The organism is Lacipirellula parvula (genome assembly GCF_009177095.1).
GTDB classification, from domain to species: domain Bacteria; phylum Planctomycetota; class Planctomycetia; order Pirellulales; family Lacipirellulaceae; genus Lacipirellula; species Lacipirellula parvula.
In genome coordinates, this window is sequence record NZ_AP021861.1 from 3,962,775 (window position 1) to 3,985,282 (window position 22,508).

At 63.9% G+C, this 22,508-nt stretch carries 15 protein-coding genes; 4 read left to right on the top strand and 11 right to left on the bottom strand.

Annotated features, from left to right (window positions below; translation table 11 throughout):
* Positions 1-87: 87 nt before the first annotated feature.
* Positions 88-1,539, bottom strand: coding sequence for a D-alanyl-D-alanine carboxypeptidase/D-alanyl-D-alanine-endopeptidase (gene dacB / locus PLANPX_RS15395; RefSeq protein ID WP_152099586.1), 1,452 nt, complete (start codon positions 1,537-1,539; stop codon positions 88-90).
* Positions 1,540-1,676: 137 nt separating this feature from the next.
* On the opposite strand from dacB, the gene PLANPX_RS15400 reads away from it, so the two are divergent.
* The 3 genes from PLANPX_RS15400 to PLANPX_RS15410 are packed head-to-tail and all read left to right on the top strand — an operon-like array spanning position 1,677 to position 6,024.
* Positions 1,677-2,660 carry an AAA family ATPase gene (locus PLANPX_RS15400; protein ID WP_152099587.1) on the top strand — a complete coding sequence of 328 codons (984 nt, stop codon included), beginning with the start codon at positions 1,677-1,679 and terminating at the stop codon, positions 2,658-2,660.
* Between the two features lie 35 nt (positions 2,661-2,695).
* Positions 2,696-4,003: a DUF58 domain-containing protein gene (locus tag PLANPX_RS15405; RefSeq protein WP_152099588.1), complete on the top strand. Its 1,308-nt coding sequence runs from the start codon at positions 2,696-2,698 to the stop codon at positions 4,001-4,003.
* Between the two features lie 29 nt (positions 4,004-4,032).
* The gene (locus PLANPX_RS15410) at positions 4,033-6,024 is read left to right on the top strand and encodes a DUF4129 domain-containing protein (protein WP_152099589.1); all 1,992 of its coding nucleotides are present in this window, start codon (positions 4,033-4,035) and stop codon (positions 6,022-6,024) included.
* A gap of 176 nt (positions 6,025-6,200) precedes the next feature.
* On the opposite strand, the gene PLANPX_RS15415 is transcribed toward PLANPX_RS15410, so the two are convergent.
* The 10 genes from PLANPX_RS15415 to PLANPX_RS15460 all read right to left on the bottom strand — a co-directional run bounded on the left by PLANPX_RS15415 (position 6,201) and on the right by PLANPX_RS15460 (position 20,173).
* Positions 6,201-9,221, bottom strand: coding sequence for a PVC-type heme-binding CxxCH protein (locus tag PLANPX_RS15415; protein ID WP_172992097.1), 3,021 nt, complete (start codon positions 9,219-9,221; stop codon positions 6,201-6,203).
* A 41-nt stretch (positions 9,222-9,262) separates the two neighbouring features.
* Complete coding sequence (locus PLANPX_RS15420) at positions 9,263-10,357, bottom strand: TIM barrel protein (protein ID WP_198421741.1); 1,095 nt, start codon at positions 10,355-10,357, stop codon at positions 9,263-9,265.
* A 118-nt stretch (positions 10,358-10,475) separates the two neighbouring features.
* The gene (locus PLANPX_RS15425; protein WP_152099591.1) at positions 10,476-11,642 is read right to left on the bottom strand and encodes a XylR family transcriptional regulator; all 1,167 of its coding nucleotides are present in this window, start codon (positions 11,640-11,642) and stop codon (positions 10,476-10,478) included.
* A 273-nt stretch (positions 11,643-11,915) separates the two neighbouring features.
* On the bottom strand, positions 11,916-13,217 hold the full coding sequence (locus tag PLANPX_RS15430; RefSeq protein WP_152099592.1) for a PQQ-binding-like beta-propeller repeat protein: 1,302 nt from the start codon (positions 13,215-13,217) through the stop codon (positions 11,916-11,918).
* A gap of 58 nt (positions 13,218-13,275) precedes the next feature.
* Positions 13,276-14,229 carry an N-acetylglucosamine-6-phosphate deacetylase gene (locus tag PLANPX_RS15435; RefSeq protein ID WP_152099593.1) on the bottom strand — a complete coding sequence of 318 codons (954 nt, stop codon included), beginning with the start codon at positions 14,227-14,229 and terminating at the stop codon, positions 13,276-13,278.
* The gene (locus tag PLANPX_RS15440; RefSeq protein WP_152099594.1) at positions 14,229-15,254 is read right to left on the bottom strand and encodes a zinc-binding alcohol dehydrogenase family protein; all 1,026 of its coding nucleotides are present in this window, start codon (positions 15,252-15,254) and stop codon (positions 14,229-14,231) included. Before PLANPX_RS15440 ends, PLANPX_RS15435 begins: the two co-directional genes overlap by 1 nt.
* Positions 15,241-16,296, bottom strand: a complete 1,056-nt coding sequence (locus tag PLANPX_RS15445) for an aldo/keto reductase (RefSeq protein WP_152099595.1) — start codon at positions 16,294-16,296, stop codon at positions 15,241-15,243. The genes PLANPX_RS15440 and PLANPX_RS15445 overlap by 14 nt, the downstream gene beginning before the upstream one ends.
* 5 nt (positions 16,297-16,301) lie before the next feature.
* On the bottom strand, positions 16,302-17,486 hold the full coding sequence (locus PLANPX_RS15450; protein WP_152099596.1) for an ABC transporter permease: 1,185 nt from the start codon (positions 17,484-17,486) through the stop codon (positions 16,302-16,304).
* Between the two features lie 53 nt (positions 17,487-17,539).
* Positions 17,540-19,099 carry a sugar ABC transporter ATP-binding protein gene (locus PLANPX_RS15455; RefSeq protein ID WP_152099597.1) on the bottom strand — a complete coding sequence of 520 codons (1,560 nt, stop codon included), beginning with the start codon at positions 19,097-19,099 and terminating at the stop codon, positions 17,540-17,542.
* Positions 19,100-19,174: 75 nt separating this feature from the next.
* Positions 19,175-20,173, bottom strand: coding sequence for a substrate-binding domain-containing protein (locus PLANPX_RS15460; protein ID WP_152099598.1), 999 nt, complete (start codon positions 20,171-20,173; stop codon positions 19,175-19,177).
* A gap of 505 nt (positions 20,174-20,678) precedes the next feature.
* Here PLANPX_RS15460 and PLANPX_RS15465 point away from each other — a divergent pair.
* A complete protein-coding gene (locus PLANPX_RS15465) occupies positions 20,679-22,067 on the top strand; it encodes a dicarboxylate/amino acid:cation symporter (protein ID WP_152099599.1) in 1,389 nt (462 codons plus the stop codon).
* Positions 22,068-22,508: the final 441 nt, after the last annotated feature.

Consider the following 22,508-nt stretch of genomic DNA (forward strand, 5'->3'; position numbering starts at 1 on the left):
CCTCCCTAACCCTCCCCCTCAAGGGGAGGGGACCTCATGGTTCAATTTTCCTGGGGCCGATAAGCGCACTTGTCACGCCGCCAACCGCTACGGTTGGTACTTCACCAACTCTCGCCAAACCTGCTGCCGCAGGTCAAACACCGGCTGGTTGTTGCCAATAAACCCATTGGCCAGCAGCGAGAAGCCAAGCCGCCGCCCATCGAGCGTCCGCAAGTAGCCCGACATCGTCGAGACGCTCGACATGCTCCCTCCCTTCGCCGAAACGCGCGGGGCGTCCGACTGATCACTCGCTCCCTCAAGGTCGGCGTCCGTCAGCTTCACCTCCGACGTTGGCAGCGATTGGAAGAACGGCTCGAAGTCCTCGCTCGCGTTGAGGTACTTCAGCAGCCGCAGCGCTGAATCGGCGGTGATGAGGTCGTAACGCGAGAGCCCCGAGCCGTCGACGATCCGGAACGAGCCCGGTTCGAGCTTCGCGGTCTCAACGAGCCAATCGCTAATCGCCTTGGCGCCTTGCGGCCAATCAGGCCGCTTCGCCCCCTTCGCGATCGCGATCTCATGAAGCAGCACCTCGCCGACGGCGTTCTCGCTCACATGATTGAAATGCTTGAGCGTCTCGGCAAGCGTCGGCCCCTCGTGGACCAATTCTCGCGGCTCGACGCCCGCTCGCGCCGGGGGAGCAGCGCCCTTCGCGGGGGGCGCGAAGGCCACCCCCTCGTCGGCCAACATCTGCGTAAACATCCCCGCCGCCCACGGCCCCGGGTCGTGCATCGTCATCTGCACCGACTGCGACTCCGCAAGCTTCCGATCGCCGCGGTACTCGATCGCCTCCGTATACGGCCGCCGCGTCGCTAGGGCGTCGCCGTACGCCGTCTGCTCGTCGACGCTAAACAATTCCGGCGAAACCGACGGCGGATCGAGTTTTGCGTAGACAAACCCTTCGCTGTCGGGCATCAGCTTCACGGTGAGGACGTTGAAGTCGACCATCAACGGCGTCACCGACATGTTGTAGTACGCCGGCTCGTCGTCCCACATCCACCCCGGGCCTTTTAACCGCGGAGCGTAGCGAGAATTATCGACGACCACTTTGCCGACGATCTTTTTGATCCCCAGTTCCTCCACGACCCGCTTGGCAAGCTTGCGGAGGTCTTTGCTCGTGAGCATCGCATCGCCGCCGCCGATCAGCAGCAGGTTGCCATGCAGCACGCCGTCGACGACGTCGCCGTCGGTGCGGACGATCGTCTTGAACCGGTGTTCCGGACCGAACAAATCGAGCGCGCACGCGGAGGTGTAAATCTTGAGATTCGACGCCGGCACTTGGAACCGATCACCGCCACGGTCGTAGATCGTTTCCCCCGTCTCGAGGTCGATCACCTTGAGCGTCACCGTCGTCCGCTTCGCGGTCGGGTGGGAGTCGAGCACTTCATCAAGCCGCTTTTGCAACTCCGCCGCGCTCAGCGGTTCGGCGGCGTGGAGCGGGCAGGCTGCCGACAAACAAGCGGCCAGCGACAAACAAACAACAGACAGCAAACGAACGAACATCGGCAACTCCCACGAACCAGGCGACCCCAGGGCGGATCGGCCGCCCGGACCTCTCCAGTGTATCTCGCCGACCCCGCGGCAGTTAAGCTACAAGGGTCGCCGCGAGACCATTTTGCATCTCTTACGGAACCGCAACGGTGGCTGAGAATCCCGCAGAGAAACCTCGCTCGCTCGACGTCACGGCCGTCAGCCGGCGGATCATCGCCAACGTCGAGCAGGTCGTCGTCGGCAAACGGCAACAAATCGTCCAAGCCCTGGTTGCGTGGTTCTGCGAAGGACACGTCCTGCTCGAAGACGTCCCCGGCGTGGCGAAGACGATCCTCGCCCGCGCGTTCGCCCGCAGCGTCGGCTGCGAGTTCAAGCGGATCCAATGCACGCCCGACCTGCTGCCGACCGACGTCACCGGCGGCTCGATTTTTAATCAGAAGCTGGGCGAGTTCGAGTTCCGCGCCGGCCCGATCTTCGCGCAAGTGGTGCTGGCCGACGAGATCAATCGCGCAACGCCGCGGACACAGGCGGCGCTCCTCGAAGCGATGGCCGAGAGTTCCGTCACGATCGACGGCCAAACGCACCGCCTGAAGCCGCCGTTCCTGCTGATCGCAACGCAAAACCCGGTCGACCACGAAGGAACCTTCCCGCTACCCGAAGCGCAGCTCGATCGGTTCCTCATCAAGCTCTCGCTCGGCTACCCGTCGCTCGACGAGGAATCCCAAATGCTCGAGATGCTCAAGCGTGAGCATCCGCTCGACAAGCTGCAGCCCGTCATTACTGCCGAACAACTCGTCGCGTGTCAGCGGGCCGTGCGAACGGTGCACGTCGATCCGAAGATTCGCCGCTACATCACCGAAATCGTCCACGCCACGCGCGGCCATCACGACGTGCGGCTCGGCGGCAGTCCGCGGGCGTCGATTGCTCTCTACCGCAGTTCGCAGGCGGTCGCGGCAATCCGCGGCCGAAACTTCGTCGAACCCGACGATGTGAAGCAGATCGTGCCGGCCGTGTTGGGGCACCGCATTATCTTGCAGCCCGAAAGCCGGCTGCAAAACGTGACGGTCGCCGAAATCTTGACCGACGTCCTCGACCAGACGAAGGCCCCCGTGCTCGAACCGGCGGCCCGCTAGTCGACTGCCCGCGTTAACTCCCCGAGAATCTCCTCATGCGATGGCTCGTCGGCGCTGCGATGCTGCTGGTCGTTGCCGCGCTGCTCGGCCTGGGGCTACTCGCGTACGCGATGTACGCCCTCATCGGCGTCATCGCACTGAGCCGAGTGCTCGCCAACCTCTGGTCGCGCGAACTCTCCGCCACCCGCGAGATGAGTCGCGACCAAGTGAAGATCGGCGAGACGATTGCGATCGTCACCGTGCTAGAAAATAACAGCTGGTTCCCCGTGCCGTGGCTGCTGCTCGAGGATCTGCTGCCGCGGCGGGCGCTCATGTTTGATACGCCAAATTTGCAGATCAACGGCCGACGGCTGCAACTCGTTTCCTTCCAGGGACGCGGCCGGAAGACCTTGCTCTACCAACTAAAATGCAATCGCCGCGGCTACTACCAAATCGGCCCGCTCGTGGCGGAAACGGGCGACGTCTTCGGGCTCTACCGCCGCTACCGCGTGCTCACCGCTCCTCACTTTCTGCTGGCGCTACCGGAAGTGATTCCGCTCGCCGGCTTCGACGTCGCCTCGCGGCGGCCGCTCGGCGAAGTGCGGATGACGCACCGGCTGTTCGAAGATCCGACCCGCATCGCCGGCGTCCGCGGTTACCAAGCGGGCGATCCGCTCAACCGCATCCACTGGGGCGCCACGGCCCGCACGGCAACGCTCCACAGCAAGATTTACGAACCGTCGACCGTGGCCGGCGTGACGATCTTGCTCGACTTCCACGAACAATCGTACGACCCGAAGCACGAGCCGGTCCGCTCGGAACTTGCCGTTACTGCCGCGGCGTCGATTGCCGGCGCCGTGTGCGAAATGGGTCAGCAAGTCGGCCTCGCCACGAACGGCCGCGATGCGGCAGATCGTATTCGGACCGAAGGCTGGAGCCACGACCAACTCCGCAGCCGCAAACTCGCCCAAGCCGCCGGCATGCGCGATCGCAGCGAACGGCTCCGCCCCGTCGTCGTCCCCACCGGCCGCAGCAACACGCAGCTGCAGCAGATCCTCCGCACACTCGCGCGAGTAGAGAAAACCGACGGCCTCACGTTTTCGCAGCTGGTGTTCGAAGTGACGAGCCGCCTGCCGCGTAGCGCGACGGTGATCGCGATCCTCTCGCACGTCACGCCCGCGACGGCGATCGCCCTCGGCACGCTCCGCCGCCGCGGGTTTGCGGTGACCGCGATCGTCAACACCTTTAACGAATATGATTACGCTCAGATTGCCGGGCCGCTGATCGCCGAGCAGATCGACGTCCGCCAGCTCCGCGATCGCGCGGCGATTCCCCAAGTCTGCCTGAAGTGCCTGTTGCGATAGCGCGTTCTCACACGTACGGTTCGACTCCGATGCCTCGCTTACGAATGACCAACGCCGACTACGTCGCGATCGCGATCAGCCCCGCGCTGGTGATGGCGCTCGTCGGCAGCTTGGTCTTTTTTCTGATCGAAGTGCTGTACGTCGGCAACTACACGGGGCGGCTGAACTACGTCTTCGCGCTGTTCGTCTTCGCCACGGTGCTGATCGCGCGGATCGCCATCGAAATGGGGTCGGAGCGGGCCGCGATGTTCAGCTTGCCGATGGGGCTGCTGATGTTCATCGCGCTCGGGAAGTTTGTGGAGCATACCGGGCCGTTGGGCTGGCTGGTGAACCTCTGCCTGCTTGCCGCGGTTTGGTGGTCGTCGCACAAGCTGACGTGGGACTGCACCGTCATCGACGACGATGAAGATTCGTCAGGCGAAGGGTTGCTTGGCCGCGTTGGGCTCGATCCGCCGGAGAACGCCGCCGAGCCCGCTCCGCCGACGGTTCCGACCGCGACAAGATCGCTCGCCGCGCACGGAGCGAACGCTAACGAACTCTTCAACGATCCCGCGGAAGGCGAAGCGCCCAAGTTGAGTTGGTGGCAGCGACTCGCCAGCGCCGGAACCGGTCCCCACACGCCAGGGCTGTGGGTTCTCTATTTTTCGCTCGCCGCGCTGCCGCTGTTCGGCATCGGCCAACACTGGATTCCCGCCAGCGACGTCGGCCGACGGCAGTACGCCTTCGGGTTGCTTGCCGTGTACGTGGCGGCCGGCTTGTCGCTGCTCGTCACGACCAGCTTTCTTGGCCTGCGGCGTTACCTGCGGCAACGGAACGTCGAGATGCCGGCGCCGATGGCGGCGACATGGGTCGCGATGGGGGCGGCCCTCATTGTCGTCGTGATGCTCGCCGCTGCGCTGCTGCCGCGACCAGCGGCGGAATACGCGGCGGCGCAACCGCCGTGGCGGCTCGGTTCGCGGAACGATCAGTCATCCTCGGCGGCGAGCGTCGGCAGCGAGGGAACCGTCGACGCCACCTCGGATGAGCAGGTCACCAGCGACAATCAACCTGATGCTGAGGCCACCGGCGAAGCTTCGCCCGACGCCCAAACCGGCGAATCAACCGCCGGCAGCGAGCCCGGGAATGGGCAACCCGCTGGGCAAGGGCAGCAGGATACGCAAGATTCCTCGTCATCTGGCTCCCAGAATTCATCGGACTCCAACGCCAACGGCGAACCGCCGCAAGAGGCCGATCAATCGCCGTCCGCTGAAGATGCCGACAGGGCAGGGGAGGGCGAGTCGCCGTCAGACCAAACGCAAGGCGAACGAGACGCATCGCCAGAACAGACCGCTGACGAATCGCAGTCCTCATCAGACGCATCTTCTCAAACATCTAGCCAGTCGAACCAGCCGAACGAATCGCCGACCACGCCGCAGCCTGAACAAGGCAGCGCACCAAGCGAGCAGTCGTCGCCGTCGATGCAACCACCCAACTTCTCAGCGATTGCGGGCATGCTCAGCAACTCGCTCGCCGACATCGTGAAGATGATCGCCTACATCTTGCTCGGCGTCGCCATCGCTTACTTCGCGTGGCGGAACTGGCCGGCGATCGTGCGGGCGTTTCTCGAGATCATGCAGATGATTCGCGATCTGATCGCCCGGCTCTTCGGCGCCAAGCCGGCGGCAGCGGGCGGCAACGACGCCGAAAGTTCCGCACCGACGGCGCCGCCGCGCCGCAGCTTCTCCGAGTACACCGATCCGTTCCTCAGCGGTCGCGATCGGCAAACGTCGCCGAACGAACTCGTTCGCTACACGTTCGAAGCGTTTGAAGCTTGGTCGTGCGATCGCGGCCAAGCCCGCTCGCCCGAGCAGACGCCGCAAGAGTTCGTGCGACTCGCGGCGCCGCCCGCCTCGCCGCTGCATGACGAAGCACGGCGACTGCTCCAGCTCTACAGCGCGGCCGCATACGCTTCCGCCAACATCCCGCGCGAAGCAGCCGCCGGGTTGCGGCAGCTGTGGCATCTCATGCAGTCGGCGCGGTGAGGCGCCCCACATTTGAAATTTGAGGTTCCCTCCCCTTGAGGGGGAGGGTTAGGGAGGGGTGACGCAGCATGTACCAACGTTCCTACCCCCTCCCCAGCCCTCCCCTCAAGGGGGGAGCCAGAGCATTCAGGACGCAAGAAGCCTCGAAGCCAGAGGCCAACATGTTAGAACGCCGCTTACTCCGCGAGCGGCACTTGCGCCGTCGTCGACAGATACGCAAACAAATCGGCAATCTGCTCGTCCGTCAGCTGTGTCAACAATCCGTCCGGCATCAGCGAAAGCTCTTGCGGAACCATCTCCTCGATGTCGTCGCGATCGACGGCAATCTCCTCCGTCTGCGTCCGCAGGATAAGCGTCTTGTCGGTCTCGCCTACGATCACTCCCGACAGAGCTCGGCCGCTGGACAGTAGCACCGCCGTCGTCCGGAACTCCGTCCCCACCGTCGCACTCGGATCGACGATGTTCTCAAGGAGGTAGGTGACGTTGCGGCGATCAGAGCCGGTGAGATCGGGACCGACAAGCTTCCCCTCGCCGTACAGCACGTGGCAGTTGCTGCAGGTTTTGTTAAATAGGACGCGGCCCGCGCTCGCATCGGCCTGTTCTAACTTCCGTGGCGTGAGCGCGATCCGCAGTCGATCGATCAATGCTCGCTTGTCATCAGCGGTTGTGCGAATACTCCCCCAGGTTTCCTCGAGCGCCTGCGTCAGCTCGGCGTCATTGAACCCTGCGATTAGCCGTGCGTGCGACGCCGAGAGCGCCGTGCGGTCGATCGCTCCAGCCTTGACGGCGGCCAGTAGCGCCGCTGCATAGTTCGCGCGAGACGTGAGCGTGTCGATCGCCAGTTCTTTGCCAGCGGCGTCGAGCGCTGCGTACCGCTGCAGCACGAGTTCCGGAATCGCCGCATCGTCGTACACGGCCAAGCCGCGCACCGCTTCATTCGCCACGGCGGGATCGTCAAGCAGCGTCTCGAGCAGCGTGAGCGTCTCAGGCCCGCCGTCGGCCGTGAGCACCCGCAGGGCGTTGTTCCGCTCGGCGGCGTTCGCTTGCGGGTCGGCGGCAACCTTGCGAAGCTCGGCGATCGCTTGAGGATCGCCAAAGATCACGCCGAGCCGCCGCGCCTCGTCCCGCACATCGGTGTCGGAGGCAGCGAACAGTCGGGCAGAAAGGGCGTTCCAACCCGCAGGCGCCGGCGCGCGACGGCGACCTTGCAGCGCATCGCCCATGCCACGGAGGATGTCGAGTTGCAGAGACTTGTCGTTGGACGTCGCGGCCACTTCCGCCAAGTCCGTGACGGCTTGGCCGTTCGCTTCGAGTTCGCTCGTCAGCCGTCGCGCGATGTGCCGCCGCACCAGCGGAAGGCACGGCTGTTGGCTGAGTGCGATCGCCTGCTCCGCGGCGGCCGGCAGCGTCGGTTCCAGGCCGTACCAAATCATCAGCGGCAACTGCCGATCGTCGGCGTCTTCGAGCCGCGCGGCGAGTGCGGCGCCAATCGGCCAACGATCGGCGTGCGGCAGACGCTGCAGCGCTGCAGCAAGGTACAGCCGCACAAGCCCCGACGAATCGCCGGCCGCGAGTTCCGCGAAGCGAGCGAGCGTCGCCGCTTCAACCGTCGCCTGATCCGCCAGCAAGCGAATCGCCCACACGCGCAAGTGCTCGTTTGATTCGCCGAGTTGCTCCCGCAGCCACGCTTCGTCCGCGGCGCCGATCGCCGCCAAGCACCACATCGCCCGCAGGCGATGAACTTCGTTCCGCTGCGAGTCGTAGAGTTTCGGTAGTGCCTCGCGTGCGGCGACCATATCTTGGCCAGCGGCATGTCGTTCGGCGAGCAGACGCCGCGCCTTGCGGACGTACCAATCGTTCGCGTGGAGTTGCAGCTCGACGAGTTCCGCATCGCTGCGATCGCGCAGGTCAAATTTCCCTGGCCACTTCGGCTCGCCGTAGGCCAGCCGATAGATTCGTCCCGACGCATGGTGCACACCGTCGGCCTCGTGGCACTCGCCCGTATCCGACCAGTCGGCGATGTAGACCGCACCGTCGGCGCCGGCAATGAGATCGATCCCGCGGAACCATTCGTCTTGCACGAAGAACATGTCCTCGCCATGCAGGCCTACGTAGCCGCTGCCACGCCGCTCCAGCCGATCGGCGTTGAGCCGCCGGCCATGGAAGTTGAGCGTGTACATCTGGTTGCGATAGCTCTCCGGCCAGTTATCGCCCTGATAGATCATCAACCCGCTGTGGGCGTGCCCGCCGCCTGCCTCGGAGGTGGTGTTGCTCACCCCCTGGCGGATATCGTTCCAATGTTCGCCCGTATCCCAATGAAAGTGGTCGGCCGTCTGCCCAATCAACCCGTATAGGTGCGGGTTGAAGTCGGCGCCATACATCCGCTCGTAGTGGGCGCCCGGCACCAAGTGCCACAGGTGGCCGATGACGGTGTTGATGAAAAACATCTCGCCGTGGCGATCAAAATCAAAACCCCACGGATTGGTCGTGCCGTGGGCGACCGCTTCGAACACCTTGCGCGTGGGATGATAGCGCCAGACGCCGACGTTGATCGGCGTCCGATCTTCATCCTTGGCGCCCGGCGCGCCGACGCGCGACGTGGCCAGAATGCCATGCCGCCCGTAGAGCCAACCATCGGGCCCCCACCGCAAGCCGTTGACGATGTTGTGCCGAACCGCCGCCGCGTCCCAACCGTCGAGCACCACTTCCGGCGGCCCGTCGGGAACGTCGTCGTGGTTGCGGTCGGGAATGAACAACAACTGCGGCGCGCACAGCACCCACACCCCACCGTAGCCGACCTCGACGCTGGTGAGCTTTTGCGCCTGATCCCAAAACACCTTGCGGCTGTCGGCGCGGCCGTCACCGTCGGTGTCCTCAAGAATCACGACGCGGTCGCGTTTCGTGAGATCAAAATTCGTCGCCTGGTCGGCATAGGTGTAGTTCTCCGCCACCCACAGCCGGCCCCGCTCGTCGGTTGCGATGCCGATCGGCTGCTGCACGTCGGGTTCGCTGGCAAAGAGCGTCGTGCGGAAGCCGTTCGGGACGAGGATTTCGTCATTGGCTTGTGCTGCTGGCGCCGGAGCCGTCGATTCGGCGCCACTCTCAGCTTGAGCAGAAGGGGACACAAAAAACGCGCACCACGCGACCGTCGAAACGGCCGCGTGGAACGCGCGTAATAACTGCGTCGAATTTTTCATGGCAACTTCAGCACGGGGCCGCAACGGAAAGTCGCGGCGCATTACTTCGCCTGGCTATATTCGCGCGCCGACTCGATCGCCGGCAACGCATCGTCGCTGACCCCCATGAGGTGCCGCAAGATGTACGCATCGAGTTCTTCGTAATCCCGCTCGGCAATCAGCTGCTTTTCCAGTTCGCGGTCGAACGTGCGGACCTTCTCCACCAGATGCAGGAACGTCTTGCGGCTGTTCGTCAGGTGGGCCGTCGACTTGTCCTGCTTCTGCGTGCGGATCGCCTTGACGTCGAGGCCGACGAACTCGCCGCGACGGCCGAAGCCGTTTTCTTCGAGGACGCGAACCTGGTTGAAGGCCGAGCGAAGGTTCGCCGAGCCAAAGCACTTGTCCTGGTCGTACTTCAGGCCGTTCTGGTCGTTGAGGTGCACGCTTGCCAGTTTGTCGTGCGCCAAGGCGAACGCCATTTCATCGGCCGGATCGAGACCGGCAAGAATCGCGTGGGCCGTTTCGATGAGCCCGCTCACGCGGCTTGGATCGACCGAGCGATAGGCAATCGCCAGGGCGTGGCCGATCGTCGGCACGTAGGCGTGATCGGTCGGTTCGTTCGGCTTCGGCTCGATCCAGATGCGGCACTCGCGATCGTATTCGAGCATCGCGTTGACCGCATCGAGAATCCGATCGTAGGCGACGCGGGCGTTCTTCGACTCGCGGATGTACGAACCTTCGCGAGCGAGCCAGAGCACGATGTTCGGCGTGCCGAGTTCTCGGGCGACGTCGATCGTGCGAAGCGAACGATCGAGGGCATACTGCCGATCGCTAGGGCTGTTCGAGGTGTAACCGCCGTCGACGGTGCGCGAATCGAACCAGAGCCGCGGGGCGACGAACTCCGCCGTGAGGCCGCGATCCTTCAGCATCTGGCCGACTTGCCGAGCCTTAGCCGCCACTTGGCTCGCATCGAGGTCGTCGATGTTCTCGACGGCGTCGTCGTCATGGAACTGCACCCCCTCGAAGCCGAGCGGGCGGTACCAGTCGAGCTTTTCCTCGAACGAGTAGGGCGTGCGGACCATCGGGCCGAACGGGTCGGCGCCTTCGCTGATGTTCCATGGTCCGAAAGAGAAGCGGTAAGTCGTTGGTTGTGTCACGGTCGAAAGTTCTCCGAAAAGATGATCTAAGCGATGCAATTCGATGTTACATGACGTGGCTTGTCACGATTTTGTTTTTCAATTTCAAAACGCGCCAGTTTTGGTTGATTAAGGTCGACTAGCGGAGCGCCGCCTTGCGAATCTCGCCCGGCGTCTTACCGGTCGCGTTGCGGATCATGGCCGTAAAGTACTGCACCGACGAAACGCCGACTCGCTGGACGACTTCCTTGATCGGCATCGTCGTCGTGATCAGTAGCCGCTCGGCCGATTCGATTTGCACGCGGCGAATTTCGGCGTGGATCGAGCGGCCGATCGCCGTGCGGAACCGGGCGTCGAGCGTCGAGCGCGACATCCGCGCCATGTCGAGCACGTCGCGGACGTTGATCGGGCGGCAGGCATTCTGCCGGATGAAGCGGAGCGCCTCGGCGACTTCCTCGTCGGCGACCGCCATGACGTCGGTCGAATGGCGGGCAACGACGCGTTCGGGGGGAATCGCGGTCCGCTGTTGGGCCGGTTTCTTTCCCTGCATCATGTCGTCGAGCAGCGCGGCCGCTTCGAAGCCGACCCGCATGGCGCCTTGCTCGACGCTCGACAGCGGCGGCTGAGCCAGCTCGCACATCACGTCGTCGTTGTCGACGCCGACGATCGCGACGTCTTCGGGCACCCGTTTGCCGACGAATCGGCATGCTTGCAGCAAGTGCCGCGCGCGTCCGTCGTTGCACGCCATAATTCCGATCGGCGTGCGAAGCTTCGCCACCCACTTTTGCAGCGCGGCCTGCGACAGCCGCCACTCCTTCGCGGGACTATGCTTGCCGGCGAAGTGCTCGCACGGATAGCCAGCCTCTTCGATCGCTTCGCAAAAGGCTTCGGCGCGTTCCTTCGCCCAGCCGTTGGCGCGGGTCGGCGGCTCGGAGCAAAACGCGAACTGGCGGAAGCCGAGGTCGATCAAGTGCTGCGCCCCCATGCGAGCGATGGCCCGATTGTCGGTCCGCACATAAGGGATCTGCGGGTTCTCTTCGTAGTAACCATAGCCGCCGCCAATGCCGACCACCGGCACGCCGAGGCTCGTCACTGCCGCGGCGACGCGACGGTCGTCGAAGTTCGCCAGAATCCCGTCGCCCCCCCACGCCTTCAGGTCAGGAAGCCGATCGATGTGGTCCTCTTCCACATAGAGCGACCAGTCGCGCTGGGCCTGCTGAACATAGGCCGCCACGCCCCGCACGATCCGGCGATCGTAGGGGGAGCTGGGGTCGATGATGAGTGCCACTTCTTGCCGATGCTGCATGGTCGCCTGCCGGAATCTGAAGTTTCAGCGTACACGACGAATCGTTACGACGGACCGTCGCCAGAACCTATCTTAAAAGGATTACGATGCATCTCAAGATGGCGGCGCAGAACGAGCCCATTCGGGACGTGGCAATTCTCGTGGAGAAATATGCGATCCCTAGCCCCGGGCTCCGCCCGGGGGTCGGTCTCTACCTCCAGTCGACGTTGCGAGACGCAACGCCACCCCCGGGCGGAGCCCGGGGCTAGAAGTGGGACAGATCAGAACGCTTGCTTATGGCTTCGCCAAATCGACGCAAATGCACTCTTCGTCGTTGCGAATGTACGCCCGCTTGTTCGCGAACGCCGGCATGCTCCAGACGACGTCGCGACCGAATGCATCGTTCGTCGGTTTAATGACGTGAGCCCGATCGAGCTCTTCAAAACCCTCCGGCGTGATTCTCGCGATCAGCAGATCGCCGCTGTCATTGAACATCCAGCAGCGATCGCCATGCCGAACGATGAACGCCGTCCCGGAGTTGGCGGGCCGCTCGCTCACCGGCTCGGAGGTTTCCCACAGCCGCTTCCCCTCAGCCAGATCGACCGCTCGCAGCGTTCCCTTTTGATCGAAGCCGTACAAAATGCCATCCTCGGCGTAGGGCTGCACGTTGATCGGCGAGATCGCTTGCTGGCCTTTGTTGCGCCACACGATCGACGCCGCCGGCTTGTCTGCGGCGAGCTTGAGCAGCAGGCTCTTGTTCGAGTAGCCGCCGACGTACAGCAAGTCGCCCGACACGACAGGCGACATGATGATCGACCCATTGTCAGCGACGTATTCTTCCGACCAGTACTCTTCGCCGGTCGCTGGGTTCACCGACGTTATCGCGTTGGGGGCGAGCAGTAGCAGTTGGCGAACGCCGCCCGCTTCGACGATCGTTGGCGGCGAGTAGCCTTGCTCCGGCGCCGTGAGCGCGGCCCACTTCTGCTCTCCGGTGTTCTTGTCGAACGCGACGGCGTGCGTCCCTTCACCGCCGACGATGCAGATCACCGTATCGCCTTCGATCAGCGGGTGGCTTGCATAGCCCCATAGCGCCGTCTTCGTGCCGTAGTCGGCGGGGAAGTTTTTCTTCCACAGCACCTTGCCGCTCTTCACGTCGATGCAGTGAAAATCGCCCACGGCGCCGAGACAATACGCCTTGCCGTCGTCGACCGTCGGCGTGCAGCGCGGACCGGCCGGGTAGGAGATGTCGTAAGCGACGGGATAGTCGTGCTTCCACACTTCTTTACCGGTCGCATCGTCGAGGCAGATAATCCGTTCCGTTCCGCTCGACGGCTTCCGCTCGAAGTTCGCGATCTTCACCTCGTCGCCCGTGACGTAATCCATCACGATCACGCGCCCATCGACCACAGCTGGCCCCGCGTACCCGCCGGCAATCGGCGTCCGCCACACAACTTTCGGGCCCCCTTCGGGAAACTTCTCGATGATCCCTTCTTCGCGCCAAACGTTGTCGCGTTGCGGGCCCATCCATTGCGGCCACGAGTCGGCCAGGGCAGGGGAGGCGCAAACGATAGCGAGCAGCAGGGCGGCGAATCTCATCGGAAGACTCCGTGGCGAAGGGCGGGGATGCATCCGGGGCGCGTTCAACCTAGCGAAGTCACCCGCTGCTTGCCAGAGAGAGGGCGGCCAGCGGATTCGTGCGCGTCATGCGCGTTACGTCCGCTTCGCTAATGGAAAGCTTCGTTCGCAGATTGTTCGACATCTGCCGCAGCGTGCAAGCCGAGCCGACAAGGTGCGAACGATCGGCCGCCCAGGTGGCGAGTTGCTCGTCGACAACGACCTCCTGCCCAGCCAACATGTACCGCCCCGGCCCCTTGCCGGCTGCAGACATCGCGTCGCTCACGACGATCGCCCGCTCGGGGCCGACGAGTCGCAGATAATTCCGCAGCGCCACGAATGGCACGTGGACGCCATCGGCGATGAAGCAAAGCCACAAGCGATCGGCCAGCCCCAGCGCACGCTGCACGATGTTGTCGTGCCGATGCATTTGCAGCGGGCAGCCATTGCCGAGGTGGGTAAACATCGACAACCCCGCGTCAATCGAGCGTTCCAACTGGTCGAGCGACGGATTGCAGTGCCCCGCGGAAACAACGACGCCTTGCGAAACTAGCCATGCCGTCACGCGGCCGTCAGCGTCTTGCTCCGGCGCCAGCGTGACGAGTTTCACCATGCCGTCCGCGGCGTCGAGGAGTTGCTTCGCCGCGTCGAGCGTCGCCGGCCGCGCTTCCGCCGCCGGGTGCGCGCCGACGTAGCCCGGCTCGCGGCTGATGAACGGCCCCTCAATGTGAATGCCGGCGACCATTTGGTGGGCCAGTTCGTCGCTCGCGGTCGCCGCGGCAACGCGTTGCAGACGGGCGGCCATGATCGACAAATCGTCGGTGATGATCGTTGCGAGAAACTTCTCAACGCCATCGCCGCGCATCGCCTCGCAAGCAGCGCGCAGTTCCGCGCTCGACAATTGATCGCCATTAAAATCAACGCTGGCGTAACCGTTGACTTGCAAATCGAAGAAGCGGACGTCGGTCGCTGCGGAAGTTTCCAATCGAGTCATCAATCTTCGCCAACTACGAGCTGAATCTTCGCCACCGTTGCCGGGGCCTCGCTCCACTGCTGGAAGGCGGCCGCCACGCCGGCGAAGTCGACCGTTTGCGTCACCACTTGATCCACCGGAAATTGCTTCCGCCCAAGCATCGCGGCCACGCGGGCGAAATCCTCCGGCAACGCATTGCGCGAACCGAGGATGTCGAGTTCCTTCAGCACGAACTGCTTGCTGTCGTACTCGACCGGCGCCTTCGCGTACCCAATGTAGACCACGCGTCCTGCGAACGCGACCTCCTCGACCGCCAGCCGAAACGTCGCGGGCGAGCCGACCGCTTCAATGATCACGTTTGGCCCGTGCGAATCGGTGAGCGCCTGCAAGGTTCCATGGAGATCAACTTGCGACGAGTTGACCACGTCGGTTGCTCCGCAAAGCGCGGCGAGCGCGAGCTTCGCATCGTCGACGTCGACGGCGATCACCCGCGCCCCGCGTTCGGCGGCGCCGGCGATCACTCCCAGGCCAATCGCCCCGCAGCCGATCACCGCAACCACGTCGTCGTTCGTCACGCGACCGCGTGCGACGGCGTGAAAGCCGATCGTCAGCGGCTCGACGAGCGCAAGTTCGCAGAGCGACAGGCCGGGGACGGCCAGCAACTTTGCGAAGGGGACGGCGATGAACTCGGCCATGGCGCCGTCGCGCTGCACGCCGAGCGTCTCATTCCGCGCGCAGCAGTTGGCACGCGCCGCGCGGCATGAACTGCACGCACCGCAACTCGTATAGGGAATGACGAGCACCTCCTGTCCGACGCGCCAATCGCCGTCGACGCCGGGGCCGAGGCGCGCGATCGTCGCCCCAATCTCATGCCCCGGAACGCGGGGATAGCGGACGAGCGGATTTGCTCCGCGGAACGTGCTGAGATCGGTGCCGCAGAACCCCACGCGACGAACTCGCAACAACGCTTCGCCCGCGCCGACCGTTGGGTGCGGCCGCTCGACAAGGTTCACCGTGCCTGGCGCACTGATTTCAATCGCTCGCATCGGTCATCCTCGCAGGAAGTATCGAGATGAGGCCGCGTTCGCATGCCGCTAACCAAAACTGAGTGGGAAGCAGCGTTTCAACTGCAGCAACGTTCTCCGCAATCTTTGCGGGTGCACTCGTATTGAGGGCCACCGCAGCGACGCCCGTAAGGTGCAGCGCAAATTGCACGCAAGCGGTCGCCGGCGGCATGTCCCACTCGCGGCAGAGTTCATGGAAGCGCTCGCGCCATGCGAACGCCGCCGCATCCTCAGCGTTCGTTCGCGCGGGCAGGCGGTAATCAAGGTACCGGCCGCCGACAAGAAACCCAGCGTGGAACACCGCTGAGTTGACGACGCCGATCCCCTTCGCCGCCAGCGACGCCACCCACGCGATCAGCTCCGGCGGATGGCGGTAGATCGTCAGGCTGTTGGCGAGCATCACCCAATCGAGCGGCGTCTCCGCTTCGATCGCCTGGATGACGCGCCAATCTTTCGCGCCGACGCCGATCGCACGCACCGCGCCGCGCTGTTTCAGCTCGCCGAGCGCGCGGTAGGCGTCAAGTATGTCGTCGAAGCGGCGCCGCCGTTCGCTCTCGCTGGCCGCCGCCGCGAGATATTCGTCGGGATCGTGCACCGAAACAAGCTGCGGCCGATACGACTCGCCCAGCAACTCGCAGCCTTGCTCCCAACACTCGTTCATCCCAGCGAATGAAATCCGTTGCTGGGCGTCGTGTTTCAACCCAGCCCATACCCCCGGTTCGAAAGTTGGCTCCGCGCATTGCAGAGGCATTCGCTTCCAACCAAGCTTGTTGCTAATAACGACGGCGTCCGGGGCGATGCCCAACTCGCGAAGATTACGGCCGATCGTCTCGAGCGCCAGCCCGGCGCCATACTTACCCGCCGTATCAATCGCCACCGGCATGGGGCATTGTGTAAACCACTCGCGGCAAATTGCCAGCTTCGTCTCCGCGGGAACGGCTTCGTACAGGTTGCCGAGCGAACTCGTGCCGAACACGAGCCGCGGCATGACGACGCCCGTGTTGCCGAGTTTGCGGTGTTCCATGGCGATCACTGCACAGCGCGATGCCGCAGTTTGTCGAGCGCAACGGCGGTGACGATGATCGCCCCGGTGACGATCTCTTGCATCCAGACTTCGAGGCCGATCTTCGTACAGCCGTTGTTGATCGTCGACATCAGCAAGGCGCCGGCGACGGTGCCGAGAATCGTCCCCACGCCGCCGGAAAGGCTGGCGCCGCCGATCACCGCCGCGGCGATGACGGCGAGTTCGTAGCCTTGCGCGGTCGTCGGATCGCCCACCTCAACGAAGCTAAACTGCAACACGCCTGCGACGCCAGTCAACACTGCCGCGAAGGCATAGAGTTTTAATTTAGTCCGCTCGACGTTGATGCCGCAGAGGCGGGCGGTCTGCTCGTTGGAACCAATCGCATACAGATGACGGCCGAACTGCGTGTACCGCAGCACGCCGGCAATCGCGACAGCGAGGATGAGAAAGATCCAGACGCCGGGCGACCACCACTGGTGGGGGCGAAGAATGAGCGAAGCGTCGATTGCCGCGCTCGGAAACCGCATGAAGTTGTTGAGCGGCGTCGGCGGCGGATAAACGGCGGAATTGTCAGCTAGCCCTTTCGCTGCACCGCGGAGGGCGCCCCACATGCCGAGCGTCACGATGAACGGCGTCAGCGCGATCGACAGCTTCAGTTCCGACTCGCCCCAGAATGCGACTGCCGCCACGACAACGGCCAACAAGATCGCCGCGCGGTGGTCGAGGCCGTAACTCCACGCCGCCACGCCGACGAGTGCGCCCGCCACGATTGCGGCGACGCGACCGATGCGACCAATCACCATCGTCCCGATGCCGAGCCCGCACGCTGCCGCGACGGCCACGCCGGCCACTGCGGCGAGCGTCGACGCCGTGTACACGCCAACCGCCGCCGAGCCATCCTCCCCGCCGAGTAATCGCCGCAGCACGAGCGCGACGACCACCGAGACGAGCGCGATCAGCGAACCGACCGAGAGATCGATCCCGCCCGAGATGATCACCATCGTCCCGCCGAGGGCCGCGACGCCGATCACCGCCGTTTGCAGCAGGATGCTTTGGGTGTTCTCCCACGTCGGAAAAATATCCCACCGCATCGCGGCAAACAGCGACCAAACGCCGACAAGCGCAAGAATCGGTCCCAGTTGATCAACCAGAGAGCGAAGTTTCGTCGGCAGGCGCGGATCGGCAGGCATACGTATCTTCAGGTTCCAGTCGTAAATCGATCAGCCAATCAAGTTGTGCAACATCATGGCGCCGCAACCGCCTCGCGCCAGAACTCCGTTGACTCGTCCGCCCCGGTCGCGGCCAACATGATGCGGTGCTCGGTCCATTCGGCGATCGGCCGCGCCGGCCCCAACCGGCCGCGGCACATCACTGCAATACGATCGCACAGCCCGAGCAATTCCGGCAGGTAGCTACTCACGACGAGCACTGCCCGCGGCGCGCGACCGCGCGCCGCATCGCCCGCGGCAAGCTCGTCGATCAGTCGGCAAATTTCCGCTTTCGATCCCACGTCGATGCCGCGCGTCGGTTCGTCGAGGAGCAGCACGTCGACATCGGCATGAAGGAGCCGCGCGATGGCGACCTTTTGCTGGTTGCCGCCGGAGAGGGCGCCCACCTGCTGCCGCGGCGAATGGCATTTGATCCCCAGCCGATCGATGAGCGGCCGACTCGCGCGGGCTTGCGCGCCAGGCGTCACCCATCCGCGCGGCGTCAACCCCGACAGCTTCGGCAACGTGATGTTCTCAGCAATCGAAAGCTCCAGCGCCAGCCCCTCGAACTTGCGGTCCTCGCTCACTAGCCCCATCCCTTGCCGCCAGCGCTCGCTCGGGTTTTGCCAACCGTCGACCGTGGCGACGCGAACGGTTCCCCGTTGCACCGGGTCGAGCCCCATCACCGCGCGCAGCAGTTCGGTTCGCCCCGCACCGATGATGCCGGCGATGCCGACGACTTCGCCACGGCGGAGCTCGAGCGTCGCCGATTCCGGCTTCGCGACGCCGCCGAGTTTCTCGCAACTGAGGACAGTCTCGCCCGGCCTCCGTGGCGAGCGCGGATAGAGATCTTTCACTTCCCGGCCAACCATCATCGCGACGATGCGATCGACGGGAGTTTCCCTTACCGAGCCGCTGCCGGTGGTGCGGCCGTCTCGCAGGGCAGTAAATCGGTCGCACTCCGCTTTGACTTCTTCGAGGAAGTGCGAAATGTAAACAATCGCCAACCCGCGCTCGCGCAGGCGGCGAATGAGTGCGAACAGCCGCTCGACGTCTTGCGCCGGTAGCGTGCTCGTCGGCTCGTCGAGTACAAGGACACGGCAGCCGATGGCCACGCTGCGGGCGATCTCGACCAGCTGCTGCTCGGCGACCGAGAGCTTTCCCGCGGGCAAGTCGAGCGGCAATTCCGGTCGGCCGATCTCGGCGAGCGCCGCCGCCGCCCGCTCGCGCAGCGCCCGGCGCCGGACGAACGGCCCGCGCGTCGGTTCGACGCCGAGCGAAATGTTTTCCGCGACGGTCAGATCGGGCGCGAGCGACAATTCCTGGTAGATCATCGCGATGCCGGCCGCGCGCCCGTCGGCCGGCGATTGCGGCCGGTACGGGACGCCGTCGAGCTCCATCTCGCCCGCATCGGGCACGAGGGCGCCGCTCAACACCTTCATCAGCGTGCTCTTGCCGGCGCCATTCTCGCCGACGAGCGCATGAACTTCGCCGCCGTACACCTGGAGGTCGACGCCCGTGAGCGCGTGCGTCGCGCCAAAACGATGACGGACCCCCGACATCATCAACCGTGGCGTTGCCTGAGGAGCGGACATGCGAAACCGGGCGAGAGCGAGTTAGAAGCGATCACCAACAATGCAAACGGCGCGAGCGGCGACGAACTACACGAACTAATCGAGCAGCGGCTTGATCTCGGGAGTCTCCATATTCTCTTTGGTCGCGATTCGCACGTCGGTGACGACCTGCTCTTCAATCGGCTTGCCGTCGAGATGATCAACCATCATCTTCACGGCCGTATAGCCCATCTTCACCGGGTCTTGCACGACCAGGGCGTCGATCTCGCCGTCGCGCAGCGCCGCGACCAATTGCGGCGAGCTATCGAACCCGACGAATTTGACTTTGCCCGCGAGATTTGTCTTACGCAGCGCGGCGAGCACGCCCTCCGAGGCTGTTTGGTTCGAAGCAAACACGCCGTCGGCCTTGCGGACGACGTCGATCATGTTGAGCGCGGTGGTTTGGGCTTCGCCTTGCGAGGCGCCAGTGTAGCGATCGTCAACCAAGATTTCCGCCTCGCCGGCCTTCATCTCGGCGATGGCGCCATCTTCCCGCTTCGAGGTGCTCTCGTGGCCTTCCATGTGGCGAAAGCAGATCGTCTTGCCCCCCTTGCCGACAAGTTCCATCAGATGCTTACCGCCGAGTTCGCCAGCTTTGGTGTTGTCGGTCGCGACAAAGCTGATGAAATCCTTGCCGACTTCGCCATCGACGGCTGAGTCGAAGATCAGCACCGGAATTCCCTTCGCCGTCGCGCTCCGCACCTCGGCGGCCAGCGCCTTGCTGTCGGTCGGCGCGAGGCAAATGCCGTCGACGCTTGAATTGGTGAACTGCTGCGTCACCTGCTTTTGGCCCGCGCGATCGTTCTCGCTGCCGGGGCCTTTCCACAACAGCTCGACGTCGAGGTCTTTTGCCGCCTGCTCGCCGCCGCGACGCACCGCGTTCCAGAACGCCGATTGCGTCGCTTTCGGAATCATCACGATCGTTCGCTTCGCCTTACCCGCCTCGGACGTGGCCGAGGCATGCGCGTCCGTTGGCGTAGGCGATTTGGAACAACCGAGGATCGCGGTCAGCAGTAGCGCCATCGCCAGCGAAGCTGTTCGAGAAGGACGACTCACAGAGAGCTCCCACGTTGCGGAATAGAGCGTGAAGAAGAAGGAAGAGCAGCGAACTGCAAGTTTAGCCCCCCGACAAGCCGTTGGCTATCGCCTACGACCGCATGGATTGAACCGCCAAGGACGCCAAGAGCGCCAAAGAAATTCGGGAAATGAACCACGAAGACACGAAGAGCACGACGGCAACCAGTTTAGTCTTCTTCCGTTTTTGTATGTCCTTTGCGCCTCTGCGCCTTTGCGAGAGATCTTTTTATGAAAGGCATGTCTCACGCGAAGGCGCAAAAGGAAAGCGAGGGAAGATTGCGCTGCCTTGGCGGTTGCCTTTCAGACCTTACACTCCGCCCATTGCCTGGAAATCTGCCCGGAACTTCGGTACCTTGTTCCGACGAGACAGACGCGTGCCGGGCAGAGCGACGCCTAGCGCCGCGGCGTTTCGCCCCCGCACGATCGGCGTCCGCAGGCGATGGACGTCGGCCACCCACCACTCAAGCCAAGGCTGGCGATTCAGATGGCTGACGATTCCCGCGGCGCCGCCGCTGATCACACTCCCGGCGGCATGGCGCTCCACACGAAAATCCTCCTCGGCCTGCTGATCGGCGCCGCGCTCGGCATCGCTTGCAATCTCAGCTTCCGCGTCCCCGCCGATGCGGCGAACGTCGCCACCATCGACGCGAACGGCAACGGCATCCACGACACCCTCGAGTGGTGGGCGATCCATGTCGCCGACCCGCTCGGCCGCGTTTTCCTGCGGCTCGTCCTGATGGTGGTGCTGCCGCTGGTTTTTTCAGCGCTCGTCCTCGGCGTCCTCGGCATCGGCGACCTCACTCGGCTGGGCCGGGTCGGCTTCACATCTCTCCTCTATACGCTAATCCTATCGGGAACTTCGGTTGCGATCGGCATTGGGATGGTCAATCTGATCCAGCCCGGCAAACGGCTCTCTGCGGAACAAACGGCCCAGCTGAAAGCCGCGTATTCGACCGAAGCCGATGACAAACTCGCCAGCGCCGACAAAAAGAAGCCGCTCGAGCAAATCCTGCTCGATATGCTTCCCGAGAATCCAATCCAGGAAATGGCGGGCGCCCTCGACGGCAGTTCGAAGGGCAACGGCATGCTCGCCGTGATGTTTTTCGCCCTGATTTTCGGCGTTGCGCTTTCGATGGTCGAGGAATCGAAGCGGGCCGTCACCGTGACGCTGTTAGAGAGTTTGTTTGACGCGTCGATGATCATCATCGGCTTCGCGATGCGATTGGCGCCGTACGCGGTGGCCTGCCTGATGTTCTCGATGACCTCCCGCATGGGGGGCGGCATCCTCGTGACGCTCCTCTGGTTCGTACTGACGGTGGTGCTGGCGCTCGCCATCCAAATGTTCGTCGTCTATTCCCTAGCACTGAAGACGTTCGCTCGCCGCAGCCCGGTGAAGTTCTTCCGCGATGCGCAGGACGCGATCCTCACCGCGTTTGGCACGTCGTCCTCCAACGCCACGTTGCCGACGGCTCTGCGGGTCTCGAACGAAAAGTTGGGAATCCCAGCGGAAATCGGCCGCTTCGTACTGACCGTCGGCTCGACCGCGAACCAGAACGGCACGGCGCTCTACGAAGGGGTGGTCGTCCTCTTCTTGGCGCAAGTTTTCGGCGTCGAACTTACCCTCCCGCAGCAGCTGACGGTGGTTTTAATGTCGGTCTTGGCCGGCGTTGGGACGGCCGGCGTACCCGGCGGTTCGATCCCGCTGATCGTGGTCGTGCTCCGCTCGGTCGGCGTGCCGCCGGATGGGGTGGCGATCATCCTCGGCGTCGATCGCGTCCTCGACATGTGCCGCACGACGCTCAACGTCACGGGCGATCTCACGCTAGCAGCCTGCGTCGCCGCGACGGAAGAGCGAGCCGAAGCGAAGCGTTAGGTCCGCAAACCGATCTGTGGAGGCGTCTCCGACGCCGATTTCGCGTTGCCCCTTAGAATCCCTCAGCCCTCACGCGCTGCCTCGGGATCAGAGATCCCTCCCACAATTCTCTCAGATCGCCGCGTTCCGCGATCAGTTCCCATCGCTGCCAACCGATTTAAAAAACCTGGAAATTTTTTAAATCACCCGTTGACGCCGATCTCAATTCTCATATCCTATTGCTATTGAGACTCGATCTCACCAACCGCAGCCAGCACGCCTTTCGGTCGACTGCCAGCCACGGAGCGAAGGTTCAGCCACGGTTGAACCCCTTTGCGAACTCCCACGGCAAGAACAGCGACTGACGATGAGCCACCGCTGAGTTGCGATTCCAAGCGACCCGCTCGCACTCCATTGGAGCTGCCAGCATTCTCCGCCTCGATTGTGACTCGCTGCAGGCAG

Excerpts from the sequence above, each read along its gene's own strand:
- dacB (WP_152099586.1), bottom strand. The coding sequence starts at position 1,539 with ATGTTCGTTCGTTTGCTGTCTGTTGTTTGTTTGTCGCTGGCCGCTTGT.
- PLANPX_RS15405 (WP_152099588.1), top strand. The coding sequence starts at position 2,696 with ATGCGATGGCTCGTCGGCGCTGCGATGCTGCTGGTCGTTGCCGCGCTG.
- PLANPX_RS15410 (WP_152099589.1), top strand. The coding sequence starts at position 4,033 with ATGCCTCGCTTACGAATGACCAACGCCGACTACGTCGCGATCGCGATC.
- PLANPX_RS15415 (WP_172992097.1), bottom strand. The coding sequence starts at position 9,221 with ATGAAAAATTCGACGCAGTTATTACGCGCGTTCCACGCGGCCGTTTCG.
- PLANPX_RS15425 (WP_152099591.1), bottom strand. The coding sequence starts at position 11,642 with ATGCAGCATCGGCAAGAAGTGGCACTCATCATCGACCCCAGCTCCCCC.
- PLANPX_RS15430 (WP_152099592.1), bottom strand. The coding sequence starts at position 13,217 with ATGAGATTCGCCGCCCTGCTGCTCGCTATCGTTTGCGCCTCCCCTGCC.
- PLANPX_RS15435 (WP_152099593.1), bottom strand. The coding sequence starts at position 14,229 with ATGACTCGATTGGAAACTTCCGCAGCGACCGACGTCCGCTTCTTCGAT.
- PLANPX_RS15440 (WP_152099594.1), bottom strand. The coding sequence starts at position 15,254 with ATGCGAGCGATTGAAATCAGTGCGCCAGGCACGGTGAACCTTGTCGAG.
- PLANPX_RS15445 (WP_152099595.1), bottom strand. The coding sequence starts at position 16,296 with ATGGAACACCGCAAACTCGGCAACACGGGCGTCGTCATGCCGCGGCTC.
- PLANPX_RS15450 (WP_152099596.1), bottom strand. The coding sequence starts at position 17,486 with ATGCCTGCCGATCCGCGCCTGCCGACGAAACTTCGCTCTCTGGTTGAT.
- PLANPX_RS15455 (WP_152099597.1), bottom strand. The coding sequence starts at position 19,099 with ATGTCCGCTCCTCAGGCAACGCCACGGTTGATGATGTCGGGGGTCCGT.
- PLANPX_RS15465 (WP_152099599.1), top strand. The coding sequence starts at position 20,679 with ATGGCTGACGATTCCCGCGGCGCCGCCGCTGATCACACTCCCGGCGGC.